Consider the following 26,292-nt stretch of genomic DNA (forward strand, 5'->3'; position numbering starts at 1 on the left):
GTCAAGACCGCTGACCGCTCGCTGCGAGCAATTCCTTCAAGATCGTTGCCGGGTCGGCCCGCTGTTGTTTGCGGTAGTTGCCGACATGGCGAACGAACAGTGTTGCGCGCGTCACCAGGCTCTTGCCGAGCACAGGCTTGCGATCCAACTCTTCCTTGATTCGTTGAAACTGCGCCTGGATCACCGCATCGGTGTAGCGCGTGCCGGTGGCCAAGTTGTCGATATAAATCGCCACCGCGCCATCAAGCGCGCTACGGCCATTGGTGATGGCCATGTCAAACAGCTGCGCGCTGGCCGCGTCCTTGTTGTCCAGGGCCTGCTGGCGACTCTTCTGCAGGTTGGCCAGGCGAATGTTGTAGTTGGCGATGGTCTCAGCCACCAACGCGGCCGACTGAATCAGGTTGCCCGCCGCTTCTTCGCGTTGCTGGGCGATCAGCGAAACGTTGCGCTTGAGTTCTTCGTTGACCAGGCCCAACTCGGCTTGCAGCTTGGGATCGGCGCTGGCGGCGATGATGCTGTCCAGGCGTTTGGTCGGGTCCTGGGCGTCGTCGATAGCGTCGGTCAGCGAGGCCAGGCGGCCTTCTTTCTGCCACTGGGCAAACAGTTCCTTGTAGCGCGAGCGCGGCGCCGACAACGCGCCAATCGCCACGCGAAAACCGGTGGTCTCGTTGCTTTGCTCGGTCCCATCGGCAGCGAACAGCGGGTACTCGCGACGCATGCCGGTAAACAGCGTGCCCTCGCCTTCCAGGTAGTTGCCGCCCTTGACCACAAAGCCGCCGTAGGTGCCTTGGCGGCGACCGGCGTGCACCAGTTGGAACGACTCCTGGACCATTTCTGCGGCGTTGCCGATCACGTCGAACATACCGATGGGGTTGGGCAGCTTGGTGCCAATTGGCCTCAGTCGCGCGGCCTGTCCGGTACCGCCGGCGACCTGGTTGAACACCGCGTAATCACCCAGCGGGCCGTCGCTTTCGCTGCCTTCGACACGGCGTGGAAACAGGCGCCCTTCCAAATCCTGACGGCTCACCGCCTGGCCACCGCGCGCGGCAAATTCCCATTCCACTTCGGTGGGCAGGCGCACAAAGCCCAGGCCACCGTCTTGCGCCGAAGAACCGCGACCACTGACGGGCAGCAAATCGCGGTGGTACTTCATCAACCAAGCGCTGTACACCGCCGAGAACCGCTCGGCCTCAAAGCGCGACAGTTTCACCTTGGGCAAACGTGCCGCCATGCCGGTGGGCGCATCACACGCAGGCGCGGGTTCGCCGTTGGCCAGCGACTGCGCCTGGGACATCACCTGCGCGTATTGGCGGGCAGTCACTTCGTACTTGCCGATGAAGTACAGCATCGGCTTGAGCGGGGTTTTCGCGTCGGTTTTCGGCATCAACGGCGCGATGACTTTGTTCCAGTCTTTGGGCAGGTCCTTGAGGGTGAACTGGCCATTGATAAAGTCACGGCGGTAGCCGGAAATAAACGACTGCTGATAGCCCGCTTCGCCTTCACTGAACGGGTAGCCCAGGCTGATCTCGCGATCGTCCAATGTGCCCTGGGCCAGCACGTAGGCGTAGCGAAACACCATGTTGCCTTCGCACGGCAGCGGCAGACTCACGTCGTCGGGCAGCGGTTTGGGGTTGTCGAGCTTATCGCTCGCCTCATCAGCCCAGGCCATTGAGGCCATGCTCAGCGCCAGGGCGGCACCCAATAACTTAAACATCTCTGATTCCTTCAGAAGCCTGGATACGCACCACTCGCCAACCGCCACACGCCGCCGCCACGGCGCTGACGCCGAGGACTGCAACCAGGGCCAGGCCGTAGTGACGCGCCAACAGGTGACTGGCGTGTTCGCCCGGCACCTGCACAAATAGTTTATTCAATGCCGCCTCGGCCAAGCCATACAGCCCGGCACTGAGCACGGCGGCAAAACCCGCGCTGTAAAGCGCCTGCACCAGCACAAACAGCAACAGCCCAGCGGTGGAAAACCCCAACAGGCGCAACACCGACAATTCGCGCCGCTTGCGCGCCACAGCCGCCAACGCCCCGGCAAAGATCGCCGCAAACGCACCCGCCAAGGCCAACCCGGCGATGATCCAGAATACGATCGACAGGTTGCGACTCAACGACTGCACCTGAGCGATGGTTTGCGCTTGGGTCGACACCAACAGGTTCTGCCCGGCGAAAAACACCCGCAGCGGCTCCACATCGGTGAGGCCGCGGGCATACAGGCGAAACGCCGGATAAACCCTCTGCTCGCTCACGCCGACTGCGTCACCTTCCCAACCCAACGTCGGCACCGCCCGGCCATCGCGATAATCTTCCGCCGCTTCCAGCAACCCCAAATCAGCAAACAAACCGTCACGCGCAAACGCTTCCAGCGGTAACACCGCCAGCACTTGCAAGCGCGTGCGCTGGGCTTCGACGCGCCCCGCCACTTGCCGTGCGAAGCGGGTCTCCAGCCAATCGCCCGAGCGCGCCGCGAGTTTTTCCGCGGCGGTATGGCTCAACACGATCTGCCCAAGGCCCCGAGGCATCGGCAAGCCCACGAGCAACGGATCACCCGGCGCGGTTGGGAGCATTTCCAAGGTCAGCGTGCCCACTTGCGCGGTTGCTGCAATTTGCCGTGTACGCGGCACGGCAAAGGCCACGTCGCTGCGCTGGCCAAGCGCCTCGATAAACGCTGCGTTGAATCGACCGCCGCCCAACGGAATAATTTCACGGGTCGCGGGGTCGGTCTCCAAGCGTTCGGTCAAACTGCTAACCAGTCCAAATTTCAGCCCGAATAACACCAGCAACGGCGCGATGACGGCCACCAGTGCCAACACCGAACAGGCCGACAGCCAGGCGTCGTTGCGGTAATCCTGCCAGGCCAGAGACGCCACCAAGCCGATGCGCATCAGCACACCTGCCCGAGGGTGGCGGTGACGCCGCCATCGGCGTCGCGACGGCAACTGATGCGCCGCACCTGCAGGCCACTGGCGCGAGCCAAGGGTTCGTCGTGCGTTGCGATTACACAGGCCGCGCGGTGTTCGCGAGCCTGGGCCAGCAGCGCCTGCATCACACGTTCAGCGTTAAGCGGGTCGAGCGACGCGGTCGGTTCATCCGCCAGCACCAATTGTGGCGCATGGGCCAAGGCACGAGCGCAACTGACGCGCTGGCGTTGGCCCACCGACAATGCGGCGGGCTTCTTGGTCAACTGGTCGCTGATTTCCAACTGCTCGGCCAGACGCGCCACGCTGCCGTCGTCCTTCAGGCCCAGCAGTTGCCGGGACAAAGCGATGTTCCCGCGCACATCGAGAAAGCCCAGTAGGCCGCCGGTTTGCAGCACATAGCCCAGGTGCTTGCTGCGCAACTCGGCCAAGGCGGATTGCTGGTCAGCACGCCACAGAGCGCCGATATCGGTCTGATCAAATTCAAACTGGCCGACCTGATCCGGCGCCAACACCAGCGCCAGCACATCGAGCAAGGTGCTTTTGCCACAGCCGCTCGGCCCGACAATCGCCAACTGTTCACCCGCACGCAGCACCAGCGCCGGAACCACCAAGCTGTAGCGCTGGCTGCCAGCGCCGCGGCTTTTGTGCACTGCGCTCAGGTTCAGCATCACGGCAGCGTCGACAATGGCACGCGGTACAACGCATCGCCCGGTTCGGCATCGCCGAAACGGACCCAATTGGCCACGTCATTGTGGAAGGTTTCGTAGAGGCGGATTTTCGAATCCAGCTCGTCGATAAAGTCTTCCTGCTCCGCCACGCTCAACGACAGCCACAAATCCTGGGTCATGCTCAGCGATTTGCTGCGGTATGGCAGGCCTTCCAGGTATTCGCCAAGAATGCCGCCGTCGGCCAGGTTGCCCCCCTTGCGCAGGGCCTGCGGATCGCGGCTCATATAGGCCGAGGCACTGGCGATTTCCTGGAAGAAATCCTTGGGCGAGGTCTGGGTTTTGCGCGCCGCATCGACGATCAATTTCAGCGACTGCTGCAGATCGTTGAGCTGCAATTTGGTCAGCATCACGCACACCTGGAACGCCGGCAGCGCCGGGTTGGTCAGGTCACGGTCGGCGGTCCAGGCGCTGACCAGTTGCGGCGCCTGGCTGGCGGTTTTGCGCCCAAGGAAGTCCATGTGCATCGCGTAGCCGACGGCGGCGGACTTATCGGCCAGGGTCGGCGCGGCGCTCAGCAGCGGCACCGGTTGCGGGGTGTTGTTGCGCACTTGGTGCACGAGGTTGGCGAACACGCTGCCGATCTCATCGACACGCTCACCCAGCTTGCGCACATCGCCACCCGGCACTGGCGTGTAGAGGTCGCCGATCTGTGGGTTGGCGTCGGCGGTGAGGACGCGGTACTGGGTTTCGGCACCGCTGTGGGTTCTCTTGCCGGCCTCGGTGCGCAGGTGCAGGGCGTAGATTTTGATCTGCTTGCCCAGCGCCGCCTGCCGCACCTCGGCTTCGTTCATCTGAGTGGCGGCAAACGGGTCGTTCTTGCGCAGCGCACCGGCGTCGGTGACCAGCAGGATAATGCGCCCGCCGTAGCCGGACCAATCCATGCCATCCACGGCCTGCATCACGCCGGCAAATGCATCTTCGTTGAACGAGTGGCTGGACACCGTAGAGGCTTTGACCTGGCGCGCCATGTCGAGAAAGCGCTGCGGATCGCGGCCCTGATCAAGGGTGATCAGGGTTTTAGCCACATATTCAAGCCCTGGGGTTTTCTTGATGCTGTTGCGGAAACCCACCAGGCCAAAACTGACACTGTCCAACTCGCCGCGCTCAGCAATACGGGCTTGCAGCTCGTGCACCACGTCGCGAACCTGGTCGATGTAAGGCTGCATCGACACGGTGGTGTCCACCACCAGCACCACGGCGGTGCGGAAGGCATCAGCGTTGACGTTCAGCGCTCGGGCGGCCGGTTTGGCGGCAGCGCTGCTGCCGGGGTCGATAGACGCGATATTGAGCAACTGCACCGGCTGGCCGTTTTCGTCGAAGCTCTCTTTGGAGTCAAAGATCGGCAGCAGGTAAAACTGGTTCTGCGGCACCGCGCTGGCAGTCGGTTCCAGCGCCAGGACTTGCTGATTGTCTTCGCTGTTCTTCTGCGCCTTGGCCAGCACGCCTTTGGCGGCAGCAGGATCGGCCAGCAGCTTTTCCACTTCGCTGGATTGGCGCAGGAACATCACCGGCGCCCGGCCCGAGCGCTCGGTGAACTTGAGCACCAGGCTTTGCTTCCAGTCGCTGACCTGGGCGGCCGGCAACCAACCATCGCTACGCCCATCGGTGGCGGCGCCCACGCGTACCCACGGGCTGCCATCGACGTCTTTGCGCTGGTACACGTAGAGCACCGAAAACGCCGGCAGCGCTTCGCCGGGGGCACCGCCGGCGTCATGGGACAGCTTGGCGCCGGGCTTGCTGAGCACTCGCTGGAACAGGGTCTTTTTACCCGCCATCAGCAAGGGCCGCTGACCGCCGTCCACATCGACCACAGCCGTTTTAACGTCAGGAGGCGATGGCGTTTTGGGCACCACCGCAGTGGGCGACGCCGCTGGCGTATCGCCGCTGCTCAATCACCAGTAGCTTGCACCACCGATGGCCAGCGCGACAGCCACCTCGACTGCCGCCAGGGCCAGTACCGGCCCACGGCGCTGCTCGGACACGGCATTGTGTTGCGTCGGCGTCACCACCGGTTGGCGCACCGGCTGCGGCTGGGGTTTGTCGGTCGGAATGTCGATGGACACCGGCGTCATGCCGGCCAAGTCGAAACTCAGCGGAATCGGCAACGGCCGCACCAGCGTGGCTTGCGACGAGTCCGCTGGCAGCTGGTCCAGCGCGCGCAGCAACGCCGCCGCATCCGGGAAACGCTCGGCCGGGTCCTTGGCCAACAGTTTGCGCAGTACGTCTTGATAACGGCCGTGGTGCACCGGCAATTCAGGCAGCGGTTCGGTCAGGTGCGCCAGCGCCGTGGAAAGCGCATCGGTGCCGGTGTAAGGCAGCTTGCCGACGAGGATTTCATAGAGCACCACCCCGAGCGCGTAGAGGTCGGCGCGACCATCAATCTCCTGGCCCCGCGCCTGCTCTGGGCTCATGTAGCTTGGCGTGCCCACGGCAAACCCGGCCTGGGTGAACTGGGTGCGGTCGTCCAACGACTTGGCGATGCCGAAGTCCGACAACACGGCGGTGCCGTCAGCGCGGAACAGAATGTTCGCCGGTTTAACGTCACGGTGCACCAAGCCTTGGGCATGCGCATACCCCAGCGCCGAGGCGATCTGGCGGATCAGCGTCACGCCCTGCTCCGGCGTCAGACCGGCAGCGATACGCTCTTTCAGCGTGCCGTTGGGCAGGTATTCCATGGCCATGTAATACAGCTCACCGACGCTGCCGATGTCATGGATGGTCACCGTGTGCGGGTGCGACAAGCGCGCCAGGGTCTTGCCCTCGCGCAGGAAACGCTCGCAGAAGCTCGGGTCGGCCGCCAGCGCCGCCGCCATCACCTTCAACGCCACCTTGCGCTCCAGCGAACGCTGGGTCGCCAGGTACACGCTGGCCATGGCGCCTTCGCCGATCCCGCCTTCGATGTCATAACCCGGGATCACGATGTTCATGGCGAAACCTTCACGACAATGGCGGTGATGTTGTCCGGCGCGCCCCGGTTAAGCCCCAGGTGCACCAGGCTGCGCACAATTTCGTCCGGCGCGTCATGGCCCAGCACTTCGCGAATTTCATGATCTTCGATGGTCTTGTTCAGGCCGTCGCTGCACAGCAGGTAGCTGTCGCCGGGGGCGATCAGCAGGTCGACCACGGCCAGTTCCAACTGCGCCTCCACACCAATCGCGCGGGTGACGATATTGGCGCGCGGGTGCACGCGGGCATCGGCTTCGCTGAGCAGGCCGCTGTCTTGCAGGTCTTGCACGTAGCTGTGATCGCGGGAAATACCTTCGAGCACGCCGTCGCGCAGGCGGTACAGGCGACTGTCACCGGCCCACAAACACACACCGCGCAAGCCACGTGCGGCCAGTACCACCACGGTGCTGCCCATCATGGTCACGCCGCGGTTGGCGGTTTCTTCGCGCACAGCGGCGTTGATGCGCAGCAGGTCATTACGCAGGGCCGCCGAGTACTCGTCGAGGGAACGCCCCACCGGCACATTGCGCAGGCTGTCGACGATCAGGCTACTGACGTAGTCCCCCGCCGCATGCCCGCCCATGCCGTCGGCCACCACCCACAGGCGGTTTTCCGGCAGGTCCAGGCATGCGTCTTCGTTGACCTGGCGGACCATGCCCACATGGCTTTTGCTCGCGGATTTGAACGTCGACCCCATCTACACCACACCTTCTTGTCCGAGCAAAAACTGCGCAAAATCGCCGGCGGCAGGCAAGCCCTGACACCGCAATAAACCTGGGGAAATCACCTGCGAGCCACGGCCCCACCACAGGCTTGTGCCCTCGCAGGCCTGTTCGGCAAGCGCGGTCATGCGGCTGTGGGGCACAGTGGCGGCGACGCGTTGCAGACCGGCAAAGCGGCTGTCCACGGCACGCAGCTCACTCGCCGGGATGCCCAGTTTGTCGAGCCCGTCGTTGAAGCCTTCAAAGGTCGCTCCGGCATCCAGCGTGCTAAGCAACAGCTCCTCGGCCTGCTCGAACCACGTGTCCGGCCCGCCCACCAGCGACGCCGGGTTGGTGTCGTGATCAAGCAACGCCACCACCGCCAACGGAAAATACCGCCCGACCCGGTCAATGCTCGGCATCACCACGCCTGCCGCCGCATCCGGCCCGCATACACCCGGCGCCATTACAAAGCGCCACAACGGGCTGACCAGGTACACGTTGAGCCAGTCGCCGCCCAAGCTGTTCTGGCTGGCGAGCAAACCCGCCGCCAGCCAGCTGTCCCACGGGCCGATAAAACTCTGCGGCAAGGCGCGGCTGACGAAGTCACCGCGGCTGGCCAACTTGCCGTAGAAACCCAGCGTGGTCATAACCGCTCCGGCAGGCTGAAGCCGCTGAGCACGCGGCTTTTGAACGGGTTGAAGGCGCTGTTGGCGCGCAGCTCGTAGGCGATGCTCGCGCCGTCCACCCGCAAGCGCAGGTTGAAACGGTCCGGCGAGTTGCCGGCGGTGAGGTCCGATTGCTCCAGCAAGCGGAACCAGGCCCACGGGCCGTCCAGGGTCACACCCGAACGGCCGCTGGCCGATGGCGGCATGATCGAAATACGCACCACACCGATGCTGCCGGGGTTCGGCCATTGCATCGCCACCGGGCGACTTGGGCCGTGGTCGTAGCTGATTTGCTGGCCGTCGAGGTCGAGCAGGAACTGAGTGATGGTCGGGTCCATCGACACCGGTTTGAGCTCGAAACGCACAATCGGCTGGGTGCCCCCCGATCTAAAGAACGCGTCACGAATAGTTGCTGCACGCTGGAAGGTTTGCAGCACGCCCGGCGCAATCCCGAGCTTCTGCGCTGCACCCGGCTGCCAGCGCCAGGTCTGCGCGGAGGTGTCCACGTAAGGCTGCAGGTATTTGCGAAAGTAGTTGTCCATCACCCCGCCCACGCCGAAAAACTGGCCGAAGTCGTCCAGCGTGGCGTCGCGAGCACTGCCCGGCGACATCGGGTAACGCCCGGCCAGCGACTGGCGATACACGTTGACCACTTCGCTGACCCACGCCGCGTTCAGTTGGTTACGCACGCCGCCCATCATGCTGTTGGTAGTGGAGTTGACCACCGACTTGACCATGCCCTGTACCAGCGGCGGCTGGCGTTCGGCATTCAGGCTGACCCGCGTGGCCGCAGCCGCCGCCTGGTTCTTCGCCTCGCCGAGCAAGGCATCGCCACTGGCGCCGACCATGGCGCTGACCTGCACATACAGCGCGTTCATGTCAGCTAGCAAGCCGTCGATAGCGGCCGGCTCGCCTTCATTCTTGCTGACAATGCTGTTGAGTTCGGCGAAGTGCGCGGTCACCGGATCAGCCGCCGCCTGCGGCGCATTGGCGGTCGGTTGCTCTTGGCCGAGCAGGCTGCCGAGGCGCTCCTTGAGCTTGTCGACGCCGCCTTCCACCGGCACGCCTTTGGCGGCCAATTGGCGCTCTTCGGCTTGCAGATCGGTTTCCTTGGCCACCGCCACCAGCAGCTTTTTCAGCGGCGAGGTCGGCCCAGAAATCACCCTCAGCACATCGGCGGCCTGAGCCACGCTGGTGATCGGCACGAAGTCGATGTCCGCGAGCAAGGCGTCCCATTGGCGCTGATAATCCTGGAAGTACAGGCGGCGCACGTCGGCGGCGAGGCTGACCACGTTCTGCTGGTCAGCCTGCTCACGCCCGAGCACCCATTGCTCTTCGGCGAGGGTGCCGGTCTTGTTCAGGCTGCTCAGCAGGAATGCCTGGCGATAGCCCTTGGCGGTGAAGAACCCACTCAGCGGCTCACCCAACGGCTTGCCACTTTTGCGGCTGAACACCAGCGCAGCATCGCGGCCAGCGGCTTCGTTGAGCCGCAAGTCCGGGATGCCTTCGGGCAGCTTCTGACGTTTAACTCGGTCATACACGCGCTGGGCCACCGGCAGTTGTTGCAGTTGCCGACGCAGGTCGTCGATCAGACGTGGGTCGAGGCGCGCATTCGGCGGGTGGCGCTCGAACAACGCTTGCAAGTGCCCGCTCAACGCCTGGCGCTGATCGGCTGGCAGGTCGCGCGGCAGGTTGCGATCCCAGTCCAGGCCGATCCAAGCCTTGATGAAGTCCGGGTCGTAATGCTCAGCGTCGGCGAGCATCAGGTAAGCCTTGAGGCCTTCGTAAAGGAAGTCGGAATTGCCGCCACCGTGCAGTTGCTCTTCGATACGCGTCACCAGGCGTGGCGCGAAGACGGCGATCAAAAGCTTGCGGTAGACGCTGGCGGACTCGGCTTCGAGCATGTCGCCTTGATACAGGCCCAACCCTTCGGACCAGCTTGGCGAATCACCCGCGAGGTTCTTCACCGCATTGAGCAACGGCAGCACAGCGAGAACCTCGCGCTGCGCCGGGCTGAGGTTCTGCACCGTCTGGCCCAGTGGCGCGACCTTCTGGTCGACTTGGGCGATATAGGCTTGGTTGGCGCGATAACTCACCCACCACAGGCCACTGACAACCACCACCAAGGTGATGGTGGCCGCCAACACACCGCGTGCGATCCATTTGCGCCGACGCTCGACCTTCGGGTTTACCCCCACCAGCCCACGTTCGGCAAACGCTACGGCAGTGAACAGCTTTTCGATGAAGTAACTGCGCCCGGTGCCGCTCTGGCGCGCCAGGTGCTGGCGGTCCAGGTTCATGCTCTGGGCCATGGCGCCGATCAAGCGATCAATCGGGCTGCCTTCCTGGGTGCCGCTGGTGAAGTACACGCCGCGCAGCAGCACGCGCTCTTCAAAGGCATTGGGTTTGAATACGCCTTCGAGGAAGCTTTGCAGGCAATCTTTCAACGCGCCGAACTGCTGCGCGAAGCCGTAGATCAGGTCGCGACGCGCCGGGTCGCGCTCTTGTTGCAGGCGCTCCACCAAGCGCTCGTTGAGGCGCTGTTCCAGCCCGGCAAATTCGTGTTGCAGCGTCGCCAACGGGCTGTCGCTGTTTTTGCCGTCATCCAGGGCAAAGGTCATGCCCCACACCTGAGCGCGGTCTTCCTTGCTCAGGTTGTCGAAGAACTCCATGAAGCCCGGCACCAGGTCGAGCTTGGTGAGCATCAGGTAGATCGGGAACCGTACGCCCAGTTGGGTGTACAGCTCCTGGATACGCAAGCGAATCGCCGCCGCATGGGCGGCACGTTCGGCTTCACTGCCGAGCAACAAATCCGACAGGCTAATGGCGATAAACGCGCCATCGATAGGCCGGCGCGAGCGCTGCTTTTTGAGCAGGTCGAGGAAGCCCAGCCACGCGGCTTTATCCACCGTCGAGTTGCTGTCCTGGGTGGTGTAGCGGCCAGCGGTGTCGAGCAACACGGCTTGATCGGTAAACCACCAGTCGCAGTTGCGCGTACCGCCGACGCCGCGCACCGCACCGGCGCCCAACTGCGCGGCCAGCGGAAAATGCAGGCCGGAATTGATCAGCGCGGTGGTCTTGCCCGAGCCCGGTGGGCCGATAATCACGTACCACGGCAACTCGTAGAGGTTGCGGCGTTCATCACCGCCGAGCTTGGCCTTTTTCAGCAGCGCTAAGGCTTCATCCATGCGCTGGCGCAGGGTCGATAACTCTTCGGCAGTCGCGGCGTTGTTAGGGTCGACCGGCGTTTGCGCGGCCAGGCTGCGCATCACTTCGGCGGCCTGTCGCCGGGCCTGGATGATGCGGAACACGCGGTAAGCGATCCACACCGCAAACACCAGAATAATCAGCGCCCAGCGCCGCCCTTCCGGCACCAGCACGTCGAGCAACGGCCCCACAAACCAGATGATCAGGCTCAGGGCGATCAGGCCCAGTACGGGGATCACCCAGCGAATCATGAAACTGAAAAACGCCTTCACTCGACGCCCTCCGCCAATACGGTGATTTCAACCCGACGATTGCGGGCACGGCCTTCTGCGGTGGCGTTGGTGGCCACAGGCTCGGTGTCGCTTCGGCCTTCGGCGCTGAAGCGGTCCGCCTGGCCGGTCTTGGCCGCCAGAATCTCCAGCACCGACTTGGCGCGCGCTTCGGACAGCGCCCAGTTGGACGGGAAACGCAGCGTGGCAATCGGGCGGTTATCGCTGTGCCCAGTGACGCGCACCTGGCCCTTGACCTTGCGGATGGCATCGGCGATGCGCAGCATCAGCGGCTGGTAGTCATTGACGATGCTGGAGCTGGCGGACGCAAATAGCTCGTCGCCCCTGATCGTCACGACGGAACGGTCGACTTTATCTTCCACCGCCACGCGGCCAGCCTTGATGTCCTCCACCAGAAAACCGGCCAGGCGCGGCCGTTCGATGACCTTCGGTTGCGCCACCGGACGATCGATGGCCTGCACCGGGATCTCGCCCAGGGCATGGATGTTCTTGAACACCGGTTCGGCATCCGACGCCAGTTTCATGCGCAAGCCGAACAGCAGCGCCAACAACAGCGCCAAGCCGATGGCCACGGCGATCCACGGCGGCATGAATTGCGCCAAGCGGTCGCGCGCCACGGTCACGCCACGCCAGTGCGGCGACAGCTCGCGCTCGTGTTCGCCACGCGCACTGCGAATGGCGGCGGCGGTGCGTTCACGCAAGGCTTCCAACTGGCTGCGACCGTCGTTCATCACGCGGTAGCGGCCTTCGAAACCCAGGCACATGCACAGGTACAACAGCTCCAGCAGGTACAGGCGCTCGCGCGGGCTTTGCAGGCAGTGGTCGAGCAACTGGAAGACTTTCTCGCCGCCCCAGGCTTCGTTGTGCACGGTGATCAACAGGCTCTGCTTGCCCCAGTCGCTGGTGCTGCCCCATGGCGTGCTGAGCACTGCTTCATCCAGCGCGGTGCACAGTGCGTAACGCGCCAGCAACACTTCGTTGCGCGCCACTCCGGCGGCTTCGGCGCGCTCTTCGAACTGGCGCAGGTAGGCCAGCAACTGCGCCCGCAGGCTGGCCGGCGCCGGGTGGGCGATGGTGTTACGCAGGCGTGTGAGCAACGCCAGCAACGGGCCAGCGGCGCTTTCCAGCGGGTTGAGGCCTTGGCTTTTGCCGGTCAGGATCGGCGCGGCCGGCATCGACAGCGGCGCGGGTTCTGCACGCGCAGGTTCCGGCGCACGGCCACCCGGACGCGGCATGAACTGGGTGCGGTCATCATCATTGGGATGCATCGCAGATTATCCTCGGATCGCCCAGAAGGCCAGGCTCAAGCCCGGGAACTGCCCGGCGATGTGGAAGGCAAAACCGCCGGAGTTGCTCAGCTGTTGCCAGTGCTCGCTGCCACGGTCCAGCTCGTAATAGGTGGAGCCGGCGTGATAAGGAATCTGGCGTGGCGCCACCGGCAACGGCAGCAGGCCGATGCCCGGCAGTTGCAGGTTGACCATGTCGCGGATGTGCTCCACCGAACCGACCTTGCTCTGCTGGCCGAAGCGCGCACGCAGGGTTTCGCCGGGCACGTCTGCACGCACCACCAGGATGAAACTGGCGCTGTCGAGCAGGGTTTTGTCCGCGAGCATCGCCACGTGGACGCCGTAGGCTTTCTCCACAATCGGGATCGGCGTGGCCTTGCTGTCGATCAGCATCGACAGCGCCTCACGCAAGGCTGCCATCACCGGGGTGAAGCTCAGGGCCAGGTCGTCGTGTTGGTATTGCGGGTATTCCTGGGGCCGACGACCTGACGTTGAGAAGGTGGAAAACTCACCGGCCAGGCTCACCAGCTCGCTGAAAAACCGCTCCGGGTGCAGCGGGCTCAACTGGCTGAAATGCTGGAGCAGCGGCTGCGCGCGGTTGACCAGTTGCAGCAGCATGAAGTCGGCAATCTCCGATGCACCACCGGCGCCCGAGGCGACCACGCGGCCGGCCAGGGCTTCGCCACGCTGGTGCAGCAGGCCCAGCAGTTCGCTGCGAAACGCGGTCAGCGGCTTGCTGGCGGCCACGTCGAGTACCGGCGGGATGTAGGTGTCATCCAGCACCAGCGCGCGGTCGGCGCGTTTTTCCTTGATGCGCACCAAGCCGATGGCGGCGTAATCGCTGATGCCGTCTTGCGCAGTCAGCAGGCGTAACGCGCGGGAACCCACGGCCACCGGTGCACGGTTTTCGAACGGGGCGTTGTCGTCGCGCACTTCGCGTACCTGGCTGACATAGCGGGCGGCGCCGAGGTCTTCGCCGTCATCCACCGTGTCACGCGCGCCAGCACGCTTGAGCGGCAAGGCCAGGTAGACCAGCCCATCGCGCAGGTTGTCGTCGATATTCAGCGGGCTCGGCGCCAGGTCGTCCTGGGGGATATTGAACGGCGTGCCATCTGGCAACAGGCCGCGCGCCGACACAATCGCCAGCTTGCCCTGGGCCAGCAGGCCCTGGTCGATCAGCAGCTCGGAAAAGCCCCAGGCACCGGCGGACAACGGGCGGCTGCGGGCGTCGATCAGGTTTTCCAGGTAACGGTCATGCTGCTGGAAGTGCTGCGTTCCGATGAACATGCCTTCCGATCAGACCACGCGATTGTTCCAGGACATGGGGGCTCCGATTGCTTCTTATTGGGCAGGGCTGGATGGGGGAACTACGACGTCGGCGCGTACGGCGCGTACATCGAGGCTGATCTGGTATTCGGTGTATTGGCGCGCCGGCACGGTGAGCACCGTGCGCCATTGCGCGCGGTCCAACTCGCGATAGCCCACCAGCAAGCCGATCTGGCGGGTGGACGGGTCGAGGTCGCGCTGGATACTCAGTTGCTGGCCGGGCTGCACCATCACTTCGTCCTGGTCCAGCAGGTCCAGGCCGAGGGTCGATTGCGCGCGATCAGCCAGCGCAAAGTAGTCGGAACGACTGAAGGTGGCGGCGTTTTTCAGTTCGAAGATGCGCACGCGGACCGGCGAGGCCTGGCCGTTGGCGCCGGGGTTGAGCCCGGCAATGGCGTGAAAATGCAGCTCGATGGCGGCGGTGCCGGCCTCAGCTTCGGCAGCTGCCTGGGGCTTGGCGGCATCCTTGGCGCACGCCGTCAGCAGCAGCGCCGTGGCGGCTGCGAGTAAAAACCTGGGAATCATCCTGCGTCCTCAATGACGTACTTAGCTATCCGTTTTATCCATTACTGCGTCGCGCTTTAACGACGCTGTCGTGCGCTGTGTTCTTCGTAGGCTCGGCTGAATTCGCGGCCGAACAGGTCCTGGAAATCTTCCTGGGCCTCGCGGGAGATATTGCTGTAGAGCTCGGTGAACTGCTGCCAGTACTGGGCCTGGCGTGAGCCGTTGAAAAGGCTCGACAGCCCGGCGGGCTTGCCCATGCGCTCTTCCAGCTGCGCCGGTTCAAAACGCGCGAGCAGGTGTTTGATCGCCGCTTCCACGCCGGCCATCACGGCCAACTGGTGGGCGCGCAGGTCGTCGAAACTGTCGCGCACGGCGATGTCCGGCGCCATAAACGCTTGGTTTCCATGGCGAAGCAGCAGCAGTAAAGCTTCGTCGGCATTCGGTGCGAATTTCAACGGATTGTTTTCGGCAGGCTGGATCATCGTCTGTTGCATGCGGAACTCGCCCTTGAGGCTGGCGCGGGCACGCAACACGTCGATCAGGCCTTCGACCATCAGCCGGTAGCTGCGACCAATGCTTTGCATCTGGGCTTCTGCTTGAGCTTTGTCGAGGCGCAACTGGTCGAGGCCAGCGCCGCGCAGGAAGGCTTGCAGGAGGTCGGGCTGTTGACTGTCGGCCACGGGGAGCGCGGACTCGACCACAGGTGGCGGTGTGATAACCGCAACCTGCGGCGGGATGACAGCGGCGGGCGGCGGCGGCGGTGCGTTGACGACCGGTGCTGGCGTGTCGCCAAACAGGTCCCAGTCTTCGGGAATCACCGGACCTGATGCCATCGGTTTCTCGACCACCGGCGCGGCAATCGGCGTCGGCGGGCGGAAGTCGTGTTGCTCGGAGGGCACGTGGTCCGCCACGGTCGGTGGTGGCACGGCGGTGGGGCTGAGGAAGTCGAACAGGTCCGGCAGCGTGTCCATCGACGAGGCGCCCTGAAACTGCGGCGCGATCACCGGCGTCGGCGCAGGCGTGTTTACCACCGCCCCCATCAGTGCTTCAAAACTGTTCGGCGAATCACCGGCAAACGCCTGGCTGTCGACGGCTTGCACGTTGAAGTCGATGCGCGCCTGGATTTCGTAATCGCCGATGCGGATCAGCTCACCATCTTGCAGCGGCTCGCTGTTGCCCCTGCGCAGACGGACACCGGCGTTAACCAGCTCAACGCCGTTGGTGCTGTTATCGGTTAAATAATAACGGCCATCTTTGTATTGAATAACGCAGTGTTGCGACGACACCAAGCGCTCAGGATCAGGCAATACCCAGTCATTATCCGAGCTGCGGCCGATAGCCATCGAGCCCTGGTTCATGGACTTTTCGGGGCACTGCCCAGGGGTAATCTTGTGATAACTAGTAATAGTCAAACACAGCGACATCTTGCCTCCTTGCTGATACTTCGCGCGCAGTCGATTCCCGGGGCGACGGCTCCCCAGAGATCCCACCAGGTCGTGAAATCGACCCTCACAGCCTGCTAATGCCAGCATAATCGCTGATCTTAACTGGGCTCCATGACAAAAATCCTATCCCGGTGCACCACGCGACTCACCAGTCGCGCAGGTTGTTAAACACCGCACATCTGTCACAGAGGGCGAATAGCTTACCTTGACAAGGCCTAACTACTACACCAAAAATGCACAACTTCTTGAATACCAGTGATGGCACTTTGAAATCAACTTGAGTTCAAAGTTCCAGCATGACCAAGAAAACATGCCTAGTTCATCGTGCAACTAGTGCATGCATTGCCCGCCATTTAACGGGCTGATAGGGAGATCAATTTCAGTGGATGTGCCGTTGCTGCTCACCGCCGTTTCCGCGACTTCGCCGTGTGGCGAAGACATGGAATATGACGCGGACTTTCTCCACCTGGAGCGTGCCGCCAAGGGCCAACCCGAGCGCAGCATGGGCGACTCAATCCTGCCCGCTGAACCGCCGGATTGGCGCAGCATCCAGCAACAAAGCCTCGACTTGTTGCAGCGCAGCAAAGACCTGCGCATCACCCATTTCCTATTGCAAAGCTCGCTCGCCCTCCAAGGTGTCGCCGGGCTGGCCGACGTCCTCACGCTGATCAACGCGCTGCTGCGCGAATACTGGGCCGACCTGCACCCGCGCCTGGATGCCGACGACGATAACGACCCCACCGTGCGCATCAATGCCCTGTCCGGCTTGACCAGCGATGCGACCATTCGCCTGCTGCGCGAAAGCATCCTTACGCGCTCGCGCACCTTCGGCCCCGTGAGCCTGCGCGCCGCGCTGAACGTCAGCGGCTTGATGAGTTTCCCCGACGAACACCTCGGCGCCCAGCAACTCAACGCCGCGTTCCTCGACAGCGACCCCGAACAACTGCAAGCCACCCGCAACGCCTTGAGCGCCGCACGTGCCGCCTGCGAAGCCATCGAACAACAGGTCAGCGACCAGGTCGGTTCGGCCCAGGGCGTGGACCTCAGCCTGTTGAAGCAACCGCTCAAGCAGGCCCTGCAAGTCCTCAACCAATGCGTACCGAACAGCGATACCAGCAGCGAGCCCGAGGCCGTCAGTGACGACAATGCCCCCTCGGTTGAATACGCCGCTGCCCCCGCCGCACCGCGCCCGACAGGCGACATCGCCAGCCGCGATGACGTGCTGCGCAGCCTCGACAAGATCCTTGCGTACTACACCCGGCACGAGCCTTCGAGCCCGCTGCCGGTGCTGTTGAACCGGGCGAAGAATCTGGTGCATGCCGACTTTGCGGCCATCGTGCGCAATCTGATCCCCGACGGCATGTCCCAATTTGAAAACCTGCGTGGCCCGGACGGCGAGTAAGCCGCCCGACTGTGCAGTAACAACACCGTCGCTCAAGCGACCAGGAGCAGCAACGTGGCGAAGCAAAGTTCTCAGAAATTCATCGCGCGCAACCGTGCGCCTCGAGTGCAGATCGAGTACGACGTCGAGCTTTACGGCGCCGAGAAAAAGGTCCAGTTGCCCTTCGTGATGGGTGTGATGGCCGACCTCGCCGGCAAGCCTGCCGAACCGCTCGCGCCCGTGGCCGACCGCAAATTCCTTGAAGTGGACGTCGACAATTTCGACTCGCGCCTCAAGGCCATGCAGCCACGCGTGGCGTTCCACGTACCGAACGAGTTGACCGGCGAAGGCAACCTGAGCCTGGACATCACCTTCGAAAGCATGGACGACTTCAGCCCGGCCGCCGTGGCCCGCAAGGTCGACTCGCTTAAGCAGTTGCTCGAAGCCCGCACCCAATTGGCCAACCTGCTGACCTACATGGACGGCAAGACCGGCGCTGAAGAAATCATCATGAAGGCGATCAAGGACCCGGCACTGCTTCAGGCACTTGCCAGCGCGCCTAAGCCAGCAGGGGACCAGTAATCATGACTGACAATACCGCCCGCGAAGGCGCTCAGAACCTGGGCGCAACCGAGCAAACCAGTGAGTTCGCATCCTTGCTGATGCAAGAATTCAAACCCAAGACCGAGCGTGCCCGCGAAGCCGTGGAAACAGCCGTACGCACCCTGGCCGAACAGGCTCTGGCGCAGACGGATCTGGTATCGAATGACGCGATCAAGTCGATTGAATCGATCATCGCCGCCATCGACGCCAAGCTCACCGCCCAGGTCAACCAGATCATCCATCACCAGGATTTCCAGCAACTGGAAAGCGCCTGGCGTGGCCTGCACTACCTGGTCAACAACACCGAGAGCGATGAGCAGCTGAAGATTCGCGTGCTCAACATCGCAAAGCCGGACCTGCACAAGACCCTGAAGAAATTCAAGGGCACTGCGTGGGACCAGAGCCCGATCTTCAAGAAGATGTACGAAGAAGAATACGGCCAGTTCGGCGGCGAACCGTACGGTTGCCTCGTAGGCGATTACTACTTCGACCAGTCGCCACCCGACGTGGAACTGCTCGGCGAGCTGTCGAAAGTCTGCGCCGCCATGCACGCCCCGTTCATCGCGGCGGCGTCGCCGACCGTGATGGGCATGGGCTCGTGGCAAGAACTGTCGAACCCGCGCGACCTGACCAAGATCTTCACCACCCCGGAATACGCCGGCTGGCGCTCGCTGCGTGAATCGGAAGACTCGCGCTACATCGGCCTGACCATGCCGCGCTTCCTGGCACGCTTGCCGTATGGCGCCAAGACCGACCCGGTGGAAGCCTTCGCCTTCGAAGAAAACACCGACGGCGCCGACAGCTCCAAATACACCTGGGCCAACGCCGCGTACGCGATGGCGGTGAACATCAACCGTTCGTTCAAACACTACGGCTGGTGCTCGCGCATCCGTGGCGTGGAGTCCGGCGGTGAAGTGGAAAACCTGCCCGCCCATACGTTCCCGACCGATGACGGTGGCGTGGACATGAAGTGCCCGACCGAGATCGCCATCAGTGACCGCCGCGAAGCGGAACTGGCGAAGAACGGTTTCATGCCGCTGCTGCACAAGAAAAACACCGACTTCGCTGCTTTCATCGGCGCGCAGTCGTTGCAGAAACCGGCCGAATACGACGACCCGGACGCCACCGCCAACGCCAACCTGGCCGCGCGCCTGCCGTACCTGTTCGCCACCTGCCGTTTCGCCCACTACTTGAAGTGCATCGTGCGCGACAAGATCGGCTCCTTCAAAGAGAAGGACGAGATGCAGCGCTGGTTGCAGGACTGGATCCTCAACTACGTCGACGGCGACCCGGCGCACTCCACCGAAACCACCAAGGCCCAGCACCCGTTGGCTGCCGCTGAAGTGATCGTGGAAGACGTCGAAGGCAACCCGGGTTACTACAACTCCAAGTTCTACCTGCGCCCGCACTATCAGCTCGAAGGGCTGACCGTGTCGCTGCGCCTGGTATCGAAGCTGCCTTCGGCCAAGAGCGCGTAAGTAAAAGCGAACTCGCTCTACTGTGGGAGCGGGCGTGCTCGCGAAGGCCGTGCGTCAGTCAGCACATGTATTGACTGATCCACCGTCTTCGCGAACAAGCCCGCTCCCACACAAACCAAATCGAGTGGCAAGAGCCACACAGGGAGAAAACATGGCTGTTGATATTTTCATCAAGATCGGCGACATCAAGGGCGAGTCCATGGACAAAGCCCACAAGGACGAAATCGACGTGCTGAACTGGAGCTGGGGCATGGCCCAGTCCGGCAACATGCATGTTGGCGGCGGCGGCGGCGCGGGCAAGGTGAATATCCAGGACCTGTCGCTGACCAAGTACGTCGACAAGGCCTCGCCGAACCTGATGATGCACTGCGCCAGCGGTAAGCACATCGACAAGGTCAAGTTGACCGTGCGCAAGGCCGGCGGCGAAAGCCAGGTCGAGTACATGGTGATCAACCTGGAAGAAGTGCTGGTGACTTCCCTGAGCACCGGCGGCTCGGGCACCGATGATCGCCTGACCGAAAACGTCACCCTGACCTTCGCTCAGGTGATGGTCGACTACCAGCCGCAGAAAGCCGACGGCACCAAAGACGGCGGCGCGATCAAATTTGGCTGGAATATCCGTTCCAACACCAAGCGCTGATAGCCCTGGCGGCCGTAGCCCTGCGCTACGGCCCCCGGCACCGGCCCCGCTGCAAAACCGTCCCTCTCACATCCCGTCCGTGGAGCTGCTTTGGTGGTAACTGAAATCGCTTCCCGCGACCGTCTGCAACCGTCCCTGTTGGACCGGTTGACCGACGAGGACCCAACCAATCCCAAGGAAAGCGCCGACAAACGCGTGCTGTCCCTGACCCAATTGAAAGCCTCGGTTCTGCGTGACCTGGCGTGGCTGCTCAACACCACGTCGTTGCTGGATGCCGATGCCACGCTGCACACCCCTGCCGGTACTTCGGTGGTCAATTACGGCCTGCCGGCACTCGCGGGCAACAGCGTTTCCAGTGTCGACATCAAGGCCCTGGAAGCCCTGATCTATCAGGCCATCGCCACGTTTGAACCACGTATTTTGCGCCACACCCTGCGCGTCAAAGCCCGCGTCGGCCATGGCGAGATGAACCACAATGCGCTGAGTTTCGAGATCGAAGGCGACCTGTGGGCGCAGCCGGTGCCGTTGCGCCTGTTGCTGCAAACCGACCTCGACCTGGAATCCGGCCATGTGCGCGTAGTGAATGCCGATCAGCGGAGGCGCCCATGAACCCGCGCCTGCTGGAACTGTACAACCAGGAACTGCACCACGTGCGCGAAAGCGCCGCCGAGTTCGCTAAGGAATACCCGAAGATCGCCAGTCGGCTGACCCTGTCCGGTATGGACTGCGCCGACCCGTACGTCGAACGTTTGCTCGAAGGCTTTGCCTACCTCACCGCCCGCGTGCAACTCAAGCTCGACGCCGAGTACCCGACCTTCACCCACAACCTGCTGGAAATCGCTTACCCGCACTACCTGGCGCCGACGCCGTCGATGACCGTGGTGCAATTGCAGACCGACCCCGACGAAGGCTCGCTGGCCAGCGGCTTCCCGCTGCCGCGCGACACCGTCTTGCGTGCCGCGCTGGGCCGCGAAACCCAGACCTGCTGCGAGTACCGCACCGCACACCCGGTGACGCTGTGGCCGTTGCAGGTCAGCGGCGCCGAGTACTTCGGCAACCCCGCCGCCGTGCTCGGGCGCCTGGCTGCCAGCGAGCCGAAAGCCAAGGCCGGTTTGCGCCTGACCTTGCGCACCGGCGCCGAACTGCCATTCAACAGCCTCGACCTCGATAGCCTGTCGCTGTACCTCAGCGGCGCCGACGAGCAGCCGTTCCGCCTCTACGAACAACTGCTGGGCAACGCCTGCGCAGTGTTTGCACGCAAGCCTGGTGGCGATTGGGTTGAACGCCTGCCGCAAGACGCCCTGCGCGCCAAAGGCTTTGACGATGCGGACGCGGCCATGCCGGTGGTGGCCCGTGCGTTCCAGGGCTATCGGCTGCTGCAGGAATACTTCGCCCTGCCCCACCGCTTCCTGTTCGTCGAATTCGCCGAGCTGAGCCGTGCGGTCAAACGCTGCGACGGCCAGGCGCTGGAGCTGATCGTGCTGTTCGACCGCCACGAGCCGAGCCTGGAAGGCAGCGTTGGCGCCGCGCAGTTTCTGCCATTCTGCACGCCAGCGATCAACCTGTTCCCCAAACGCGTGGACCGTATCCATTTGTCCGACCGCGTCAACGAACACCATGTGATCGCCGACCGTACGCGGCCGATGGATTTCGAGATTCACTCGCTGAGCGGCATCACCGGCCATGGCACCGGGCCGGAGCAGCCGTTCCTGCCGTTCTATGCAGTGCGCGACCCGTCACGCTATGGGCGCGATCAGGCTTACTACACGCTGCGTCGAGAGCCCCGCGTGTTGTCCAGCGACCAACGCCGCAATGGCCCGCGCTCTACCTACGTGGGCAGCGAAACCTTTGTCAGCCTGGTCGACAGCCAGCAAGCGCCTTACCGCCATGACTTGCGCCAACTCGGTGTGACCGCGCTGTGCACCAATCGCGATTTACCGCTGTTCATGAGCGTGGGCAACGGCAAGACCGACTTCACCTTGGCCGACAGCGCGCCGGTGTTGTCGGTACGCTGCGTCTGCGGGCCGAGCCGCCCGCGCGCCAGCCACGCCCACGATGCCAAGGCCTGGCGCCTGATCAGCCAGTTGTCGCTCAACTATTTGTCGCTGAGCGAGCAAGGCCAGGGCGCCGCTGCCTTGCGCGAACTGTTGCGCCTGTATGGCGACAGCAACGACGCGGCGCTGCAATTGCAGATCGAAGGCCTGCGCGAAGTCAGCAGCAAAGCCGTGACCAGACGCCTGCCGATGCCTGGCCCGATTGTGTTTGGCCGCGGTTTGGAAATTACATTGGAATTCGATGAAAACGCGTTTCGCGGCACCGGCGTATTTCTGCTCGGTGCGGTGCTGGAGCGCTTCCTGGCACGCTACGTGTCGATCAACAGTTTTACCGAAACGGTGATCCGTACCACCGAACGCGGCGAGATCATGCGATGGAAAGCCAAGCCCGGGCGTCGTCCAACCCTGTGAACACACTGGATGCGATGCATCAGCAGCCCTGGGAATACGATTTCTTCCAGGCGCTGCGGCGTATCGAGTGCGAATCGCCGCAGCTGCCGCGCCTGGGCCATTCCCTGCGCCTGGCGGACGACCCGCTACGCCTGGGGCAACAGGCGGATTGCACCTTCGCCCCGGCCACCCTGGCTTCGGTCGACCCCGGCGGCGATGGCAAACCGGCGCGCCTGGAACAGTTTTTCTTTGGCCTCGGCGGCCCCAACGGCCCGTTGCCGCTGCACATCACCGAGTACGTGCGCGAGCGTCAGCGCAACAACGCCGACAGCACCAGCAAGCAGTTTTTGGATGTGTTCCACCACCGCCTGCTTAGCCTGTTTTACCGAGCCTGGGCCGAGGCGCGGCCGACGGTCAGCCACGACCGTCCGGATGACGATTACTGGTCGGCGCGCCTGGCAGCCCTGAGCGGCCGGGGCATGCCGAGCCTGCTCAACCAAGGGCTGATTCCTGACACGGCGAAGCTGCATTACAGCGGCCACCTGTCAGCGCAAACTCGCTACCCGGATGGCTTGAAGGCGATTATCGGCGAGTACTTCGGCCTGCCGGTGGAAATCGAAGAATACGTCGGCCAATGGTTGGAGCTACCCGAGCGCAGCCGCGTGAGTGTCAGCGCCAACCAACTGGGCGTGGACTTTTGCCTGGGTAGCCACGTGTGGGATCGCCAGCACAAATTCCGTATCCGGCTCGGCCCGCTCAAACTGGATGACTACATGGGCATGCTGCCCGGCAGCCAGCCGTTCAACGAGCTGGTGGCGTGGGTGGCCGAGTACCTGGGCCATGAATTGGACTGGGACTTGAACCTGGTTTTGCAACAACCTGAAGTCCCGAAGCTGCAGCTTAACGGCCAGTTCCGCTTGGGCTTCAACACGTGGCTCGGCTGCCCCGCGCACGACGCCAACGACCTAATCCTGGCCCGGCATTACGCCGATCACGCCACCACCTCAAGGAATCCAGAGCATGGGTGAAATCAGTCGCGCCGCACTGTTCGGCAAACTCAACAGTGTGGCCTACAAGGCCATCGAAGCCGCCACCGTGTTCTGCAAACTGCGGGGCAACCCGTATGTGGAACTGGCTCACTGGTTTCACCAGTTGCTGCAGTTACAGGACTCGGACCTGCACCGCATCATCCGCCAGTTCAACGTGGAGCCGGCGCGCCTGGCCCGTGACCTGACCGAAGCCCTGGACCGCCTGCCACGTGGTTCGACGTCGATTACCGACCTGTCGTCCCATGTGGAAGAAGCCGTGGAACGCGGCTGGGTCTACGGCAGCCTGATGTTCGGCGAAAGCCAGGTGCGCACAGGCTACCTGGTGTTGGGCATTCTGAAGACCCCGAGCCTGCGCCATGCGTTGCTGGGTTTGTCTGCCGAATTCGACAAGATCAAGGCCGAAGCCTTGAGCGAGCGCTTTGATGAATACATCGGCGACTCGCCCGAGAATGCGTTGAGTGCCAGTGACGGTTTCAATGCCGGTGCTGTACCGGGCGAAGCCAGTGGCGCGATGGCGCCGAGCGCGATGGGCAAGCAGGAAGCGCTCAAGCGCTTTACCGTGGACCTGACCGAACAGGCGCGCAGCGGCAAACTCGACCCCATCGTCGGCCGTGATGAAGAAATTCGCCAACTGGTGGATATCCTCATGCGTCGTCGTCAGAACAACCCGATCCTCACCGGTGAAGCCGGTGTGGGCAAAACCGCTGTGGTCGAAGGTTTCGCCCTGCGCATCGTTGCCGGTGACGTACCGCCTGCGCTCAAGGACGTGGAGCTGCGCAGCCTCGACGTGGGCCTGCTGCAGGCCGGCGCCAGCATGAAAGGCGAGTTTGAGCAGCGCTTGCGCCAAGTCATCGAAGACGTGCAGGCCTCGCCCAAACCGATCATCCTGTTTATCGACGAAGCCCACACCCTGGTGGGTGCCGGTGGCGCCGCCGGTACCGGTGATGCGGCCAACCTGCTCAAGCCAGCTTTGGCACGCGGTACGTTGCGCACCGTGGCTGCCACGACGTGGGCGGAGTACAAAAAACACATCGAAAAAGACCCGGCCCTGACCCGCCGCTTCCAAGTCGTGCAGGTGGCGGAGCCGTCGGAAGACAAGGCGCTGTTGATGATGCGCGGCGTGGCGTCGACCATGGAAAAGCACCATCAGGTGCAGATCCTCGATGAAGCCCTGGAAGCCTCGGTGAAGTTGTCGCACCGCTACATTCCTGCGCGTCAGCTGCCGGATAAATCCGTGAGCCTGCTGGACACCGCTTGCGCCCGTGTCGCCATCAGCCTGCACGCGGTGCCCGCCGAAGTGGACGACAGCCGCCGTCGCATCGAAGCGCTGGAAACCGAGCTGCAAATCATCGCCCGCGAGCATGCCATCGGCATCGCCATCGGCGCGCGCCAGACCAATAGCGAAGCCTTGCTGAGTGCCGAGCGTGAACGCCTGGCAACCCTGGAAAGCCGTTGGGCCGAAGAAAAAGCACTGGTAGACGAGCTGCTCGCCACCCGCGCGACCCTGCGCGAGAAAGCCGGTGTTGTGGACAATGGCAACGATGAGTTGCGCGCACAACTTGTGGACCTGCAACAGCGCCTCACCGCTCTGCAAGGCGAGACCCCGCTGATCCTGCCGACCGTGGATTACCAGGCCGTGGCCTCGGTGGTCGCCGACTGGACCGGCATCCCAGTGGGGCGCATGGCGCGTAATGAACTGGAGACGGTGCTCAACCTCGACCAGCACCTGAAAAAACGCATCATCGGCCAAGACCATGCCCTGCAGATGATCGCCAAGCGTATCCAGACCTCCCGCGCCGGCCTCGACAACCCGAGCAAGCCGATTGGGGTGTTCATGCTCGCCGGCACCTCCGGTGTGGGCAAGACCGAAACCGCCCTGGCGCTGGCCGAGGCCATGTACGGCGGTGAGCAGAACGTGATCACCATCAACATGAGCGAGTTCCAGGAAGCCCACACCGTGTCGACCCTCAAGGGCGCACCACCGGGCTATATCGGCTACGGCGAAGGCGGCGTGCTGACCGAAGCGGTAAGGCGCAAACCCTACAGCGTGGTGCTGCTGGACGAGGTGGAAAAAGCCCACCCGGACGTGCATGAAATCTTCTTCCAGGTGTTCGACAAGGGCGTGATGGAGGACGGCGAAGGCCGGGTGATCGACTTCAAGAACACGCTGATCCTGCTGACCACCAACGCCGGTACTGAGCTGATTTCCCAGGTCTGTAAAGACCCGGCAAACGTGCCCGACCCGGAGGACATCGCCAAGGCGCTGCGCCAGCCACTGCTGGAAATCTTCCCGCCGGCCCTGCTCGGGCGCCTGGTGACGATTCCGTATTACCCGCTCAGCGACGTGATGCTCAAGGCGATCACCCGCCTGCAACTGGACCGCATCAAGAAGCGTGTAGAGAACACCCACAAAGTCGCGTTCGACTACGACGACGCGGTGATCGACCTGATCGTCTCGCGCTGCACCGAAACCGAAAGCGGCGGGCGGATGATCGACACCATCCTCACCAACAGTCTGCTGCCGGACATGAGCCGCGAGTTCCTCACGCGCATGCTCGAAGGCAAGGCGCTGGCGGGCGTGCGTATCAGCAGCCGGGATAATGAATTGCACTACGACTTCAGCGACGCCGAATAACGACTGTTGGAATACGGTCAATGTGGGAGCTGGC

General features: G+C 63.2%; 18 protein-coding genes and 1 pseudogene. 8 read left to right on the forward strand and 11 right to left on the reverse strand.

The annotated features are described in order from the left end of the window. Position 1: 1 nt before the first annotated feature. The 11 genes and pseudogenes from E0F99_RS00825 to tagH all read right to left on the reverse strand — a co-directional run bounded on the left by E0F99_RS00825 (position 2) and on the right by tagH (position 16,007). A complete protein-coding gene (locus E0F99_RS00825; protein ID WP_083356101.1) occupies positions 2–1,714 on the reverse strand; it encodes a formylglycine-generating enzyme family protein in 1,713 nt (570 codons plus the stop codon). Then, complete coding sequence (locus E0F99_RS00830) at positions 1,707–2,891, reverse strand: ABC transporter permease family protein (RefSeq protein ID WP_083356100.1); 1,185 nt, start codon at positions 2,889–2,891, stop codon at positions 1,707–1,709. The genes E0F99_RS00825 and E0F99_RS00830 overlap by 8 nt, the downstream gene beginning before the upstream one ends. Then, entirely contained in the window at positions 2,891–3,595 is a 705-nt protein-coding gene (locus tag E0F99_RS00835; RefSeq protein WP_083356099.1) for an ABC transporter ATP-binding protein, read from the reverse strand. The genes E0F99_RS00830 and E0F99_RS00835 overlap by 1 nt, the downstream gene beginning before the upstream one ends. Further along, a pseudogene (locus tag E0F99_RS00840) lies at positions 3,595–6,582 on the reverse strand (serine/threonine-protein kinase). The gene E0F99_RS00835 and the pseudogene E0F99_RS00840 overlap by 1 nt, the downstream one beginning before the upstream one ends. After that, on the reverse strand, positions 6,579–7,298 hold the full coding sequence (locus E0F99_RS00845) for a PP2C family protein-serine/threonine phosphatase (RefSeq protein WP_083356098.1): 720 nt from the start codon (positions 7,296–7,298) through the stop codon (positions 6,579–6,581). The pseudogene E0F99_RS00840 and the gene E0F99_RS00845 overlap by 4 nt, the downstream one beginning before the upstream one ends. Further along, complete coding sequence (gene tagF / locus E0F99_RS00850; protein ID WP_083356097.1) at positions 7,299–7,952, reverse strand: type VI secretion system-associated protein TagF; 654 nt, start codon at positions 7,950–7,952, stop codon at positions 7,299–7,301. Then, entirely contained in the window at positions 7,949–11,449 is a 3,501-nt protein-coding gene (gene tssM, locus E0F99_RS00855; RefSeq protein ID WP_083356096.1) for a type VI secretion system membrane subunit TssM, read from the reverse strand. The genes tagF and tssM overlap by 4 nt, the downstream gene beginning before the upstream one ends. Next, on the reverse strand, positions 11,446–12,735 hold the full coding sequence (locus E0F99_RS00860; protein WP_083356095.1) for a DotU family type VI secretion system protein: 1,290 nt from the start codon (positions 12,733–12,735) through the stop codon (positions 11,446–11,448). The genes tssM and E0F99_RS00860 overlap by 4 nt, the downstream gene beginning before the upstream one ends. Before the next feature lie 6 nt (positions 12,736–12,741). Further along, positions 12,742–14,040 carry a type VI secretion system baseplate subunit TssK gene (gene tssK / locus E0F99_RS00865; RefSeq protein WP_232000120.1) on the reverse strand — a complete coding sequence of 433 codons (1,299 nt, stop codon included), beginning with the start codon at positions 14,038–14,040 and terminating at the stop codon, positions 12,742–12,744. 54 nt (positions 14,041–14,094) lie between these two features. Then, entirely contained in the window at positions 14,095–14,604 is a 510-nt protein-coding gene (tssJ, locus tag E0F99_RS00870) for a type VI secretion system lipoprotein TssJ (RefSeq protein WP_083356094.1), read from the reverse strand. 56 nt (positions 14,605–14,660) lie between these two features. Continuing rightward, positions 14,661–16,007, reverse strand: a complete 1,347-nt coding sequence (tagH, locus tag E0F99_RS00875) for a type VI secretion system-associated FHA domain protein TagH (RefSeq protein ID WP_083356093.1) — start codon at positions 16,005–16,007, stop codon at positions 14,661–14,663. Positions 16,008–16,410: 403 nt separating this feature from the next. Here tagH and tssA point away from each other — a divergent pair, with 403 nt between their 5' ends. From tssA to tssH, 8 genes are all read left to right on the forward strand, one after another. After that, a complete protein-coding gene (tssA, locus tag E0F99_RS00880) occupies positions 16,411–17,430 on the forward strand; it encodes a type VI secretion system protein TssA (RefSeq protein WP_083356092.1) in 1,020 nt (339 codons plus the stop codon). A gap of 54 nt (positions 17,431–17,484) precedes the next feature. Continuing rightward, complete coding sequence (gene tssB / locus E0F99_RS00885; RefSeq protein ID WP_017135823.1) at positions 17,485–17,991, forward strand: type VI secretion system contractile sheath small subunit; 507 nt, start codon at positions 17,485–17,487, stop codon at positions 17,989–17,991. Positions 17,992–17,993: 2 nt separating this feature from the next. Next, a complete protein-coding gene (gene tssC / locus E0F99_RS00890) occupies positions 17,994–19,490 on the forward strand; it encodes a type VI secretion system contractile sheath large subunit (protein WP_083356091.1) in 1,497 nt (498 codons plus the stop codon). 151 nt (positions 19,491–19,641) lie between these two features. After that, positions 19,642–20,130 carry an Hcp family type VI secretion system effector gene (locus tag E0F99_RS00895; protein ID WP_130908681.1) on the forward strand — a complete coding sequence of 163 codons (489 nt, stop codon included), beginning with the start codon at positions 19,642–19,644 and terminating at the stop codon, positions 20,128–20,130. A gap of 93 nt (positions 20,131–20,223) precedes the next feature. Further along, entirely contained in the window at positions 20,224–20,739 is a 516-nt protein-coding gene (gene tssE, locus E0F99_RS00900) for a type VI secretion system baseplate subunit TssE (RefSeq protein WP_083360339.1), read from the forward strand. After that, positions 20,736–22,595, forward strand: a complete 1,860-nt coding sequence (tssF, locus tag E0F99_RS00905) for a type VI secretion system baseplate subunit TssF (protein ID WP_083356090.1) — start codon at positions 20,736–20,738, stop codon at positions 22,593–22,595. The genes tssE and tssF overlap by 4 nt, the downstream gene beginning before the upstream one ends. Beyond that, on the forward strand, positions 22,559–23,602 hold the full coding sequence (tssG, locus tag E0F99_RS00910; protein ID WP_083356089.1) for a type VI secretion system baseplate subunit TssG: 1,044 nt from the start codon (positions 22,559–22,561) through the stop codon (positions 23,600–23,602). The genes tssF and tssG overlap by 37 nt, the downstream gene beginning before the upstream one ends. Further along, positions 23,595–26,258 (forward strand): type VI secretion system ATPase TssH, encoded by a 2,664-nt coding sequence (gene tssH / locus E0F99_RS00915; protein WP_083356088.1) that lies wholly within the window; start codon positions 23,595–23,597, stop codon positions 26,256–26,258. Before tssG ends, tssH begins: the two co-directional genes overlap by 8 nt. Positions 26,259–26,292 lie beyond the last annotated feature (34 nt).

This window comes from Pseudomonas antarctica, assembly GCF_900624995.1.
Taxonomy (GTDB): domain Bacteria; phylum Pseudomonadota; class Gammaproteobacteria; order Pseudomonadales; family Pseudomonadaceae; genus Aquipseudomonas; species Aquipseudomonas antarctica.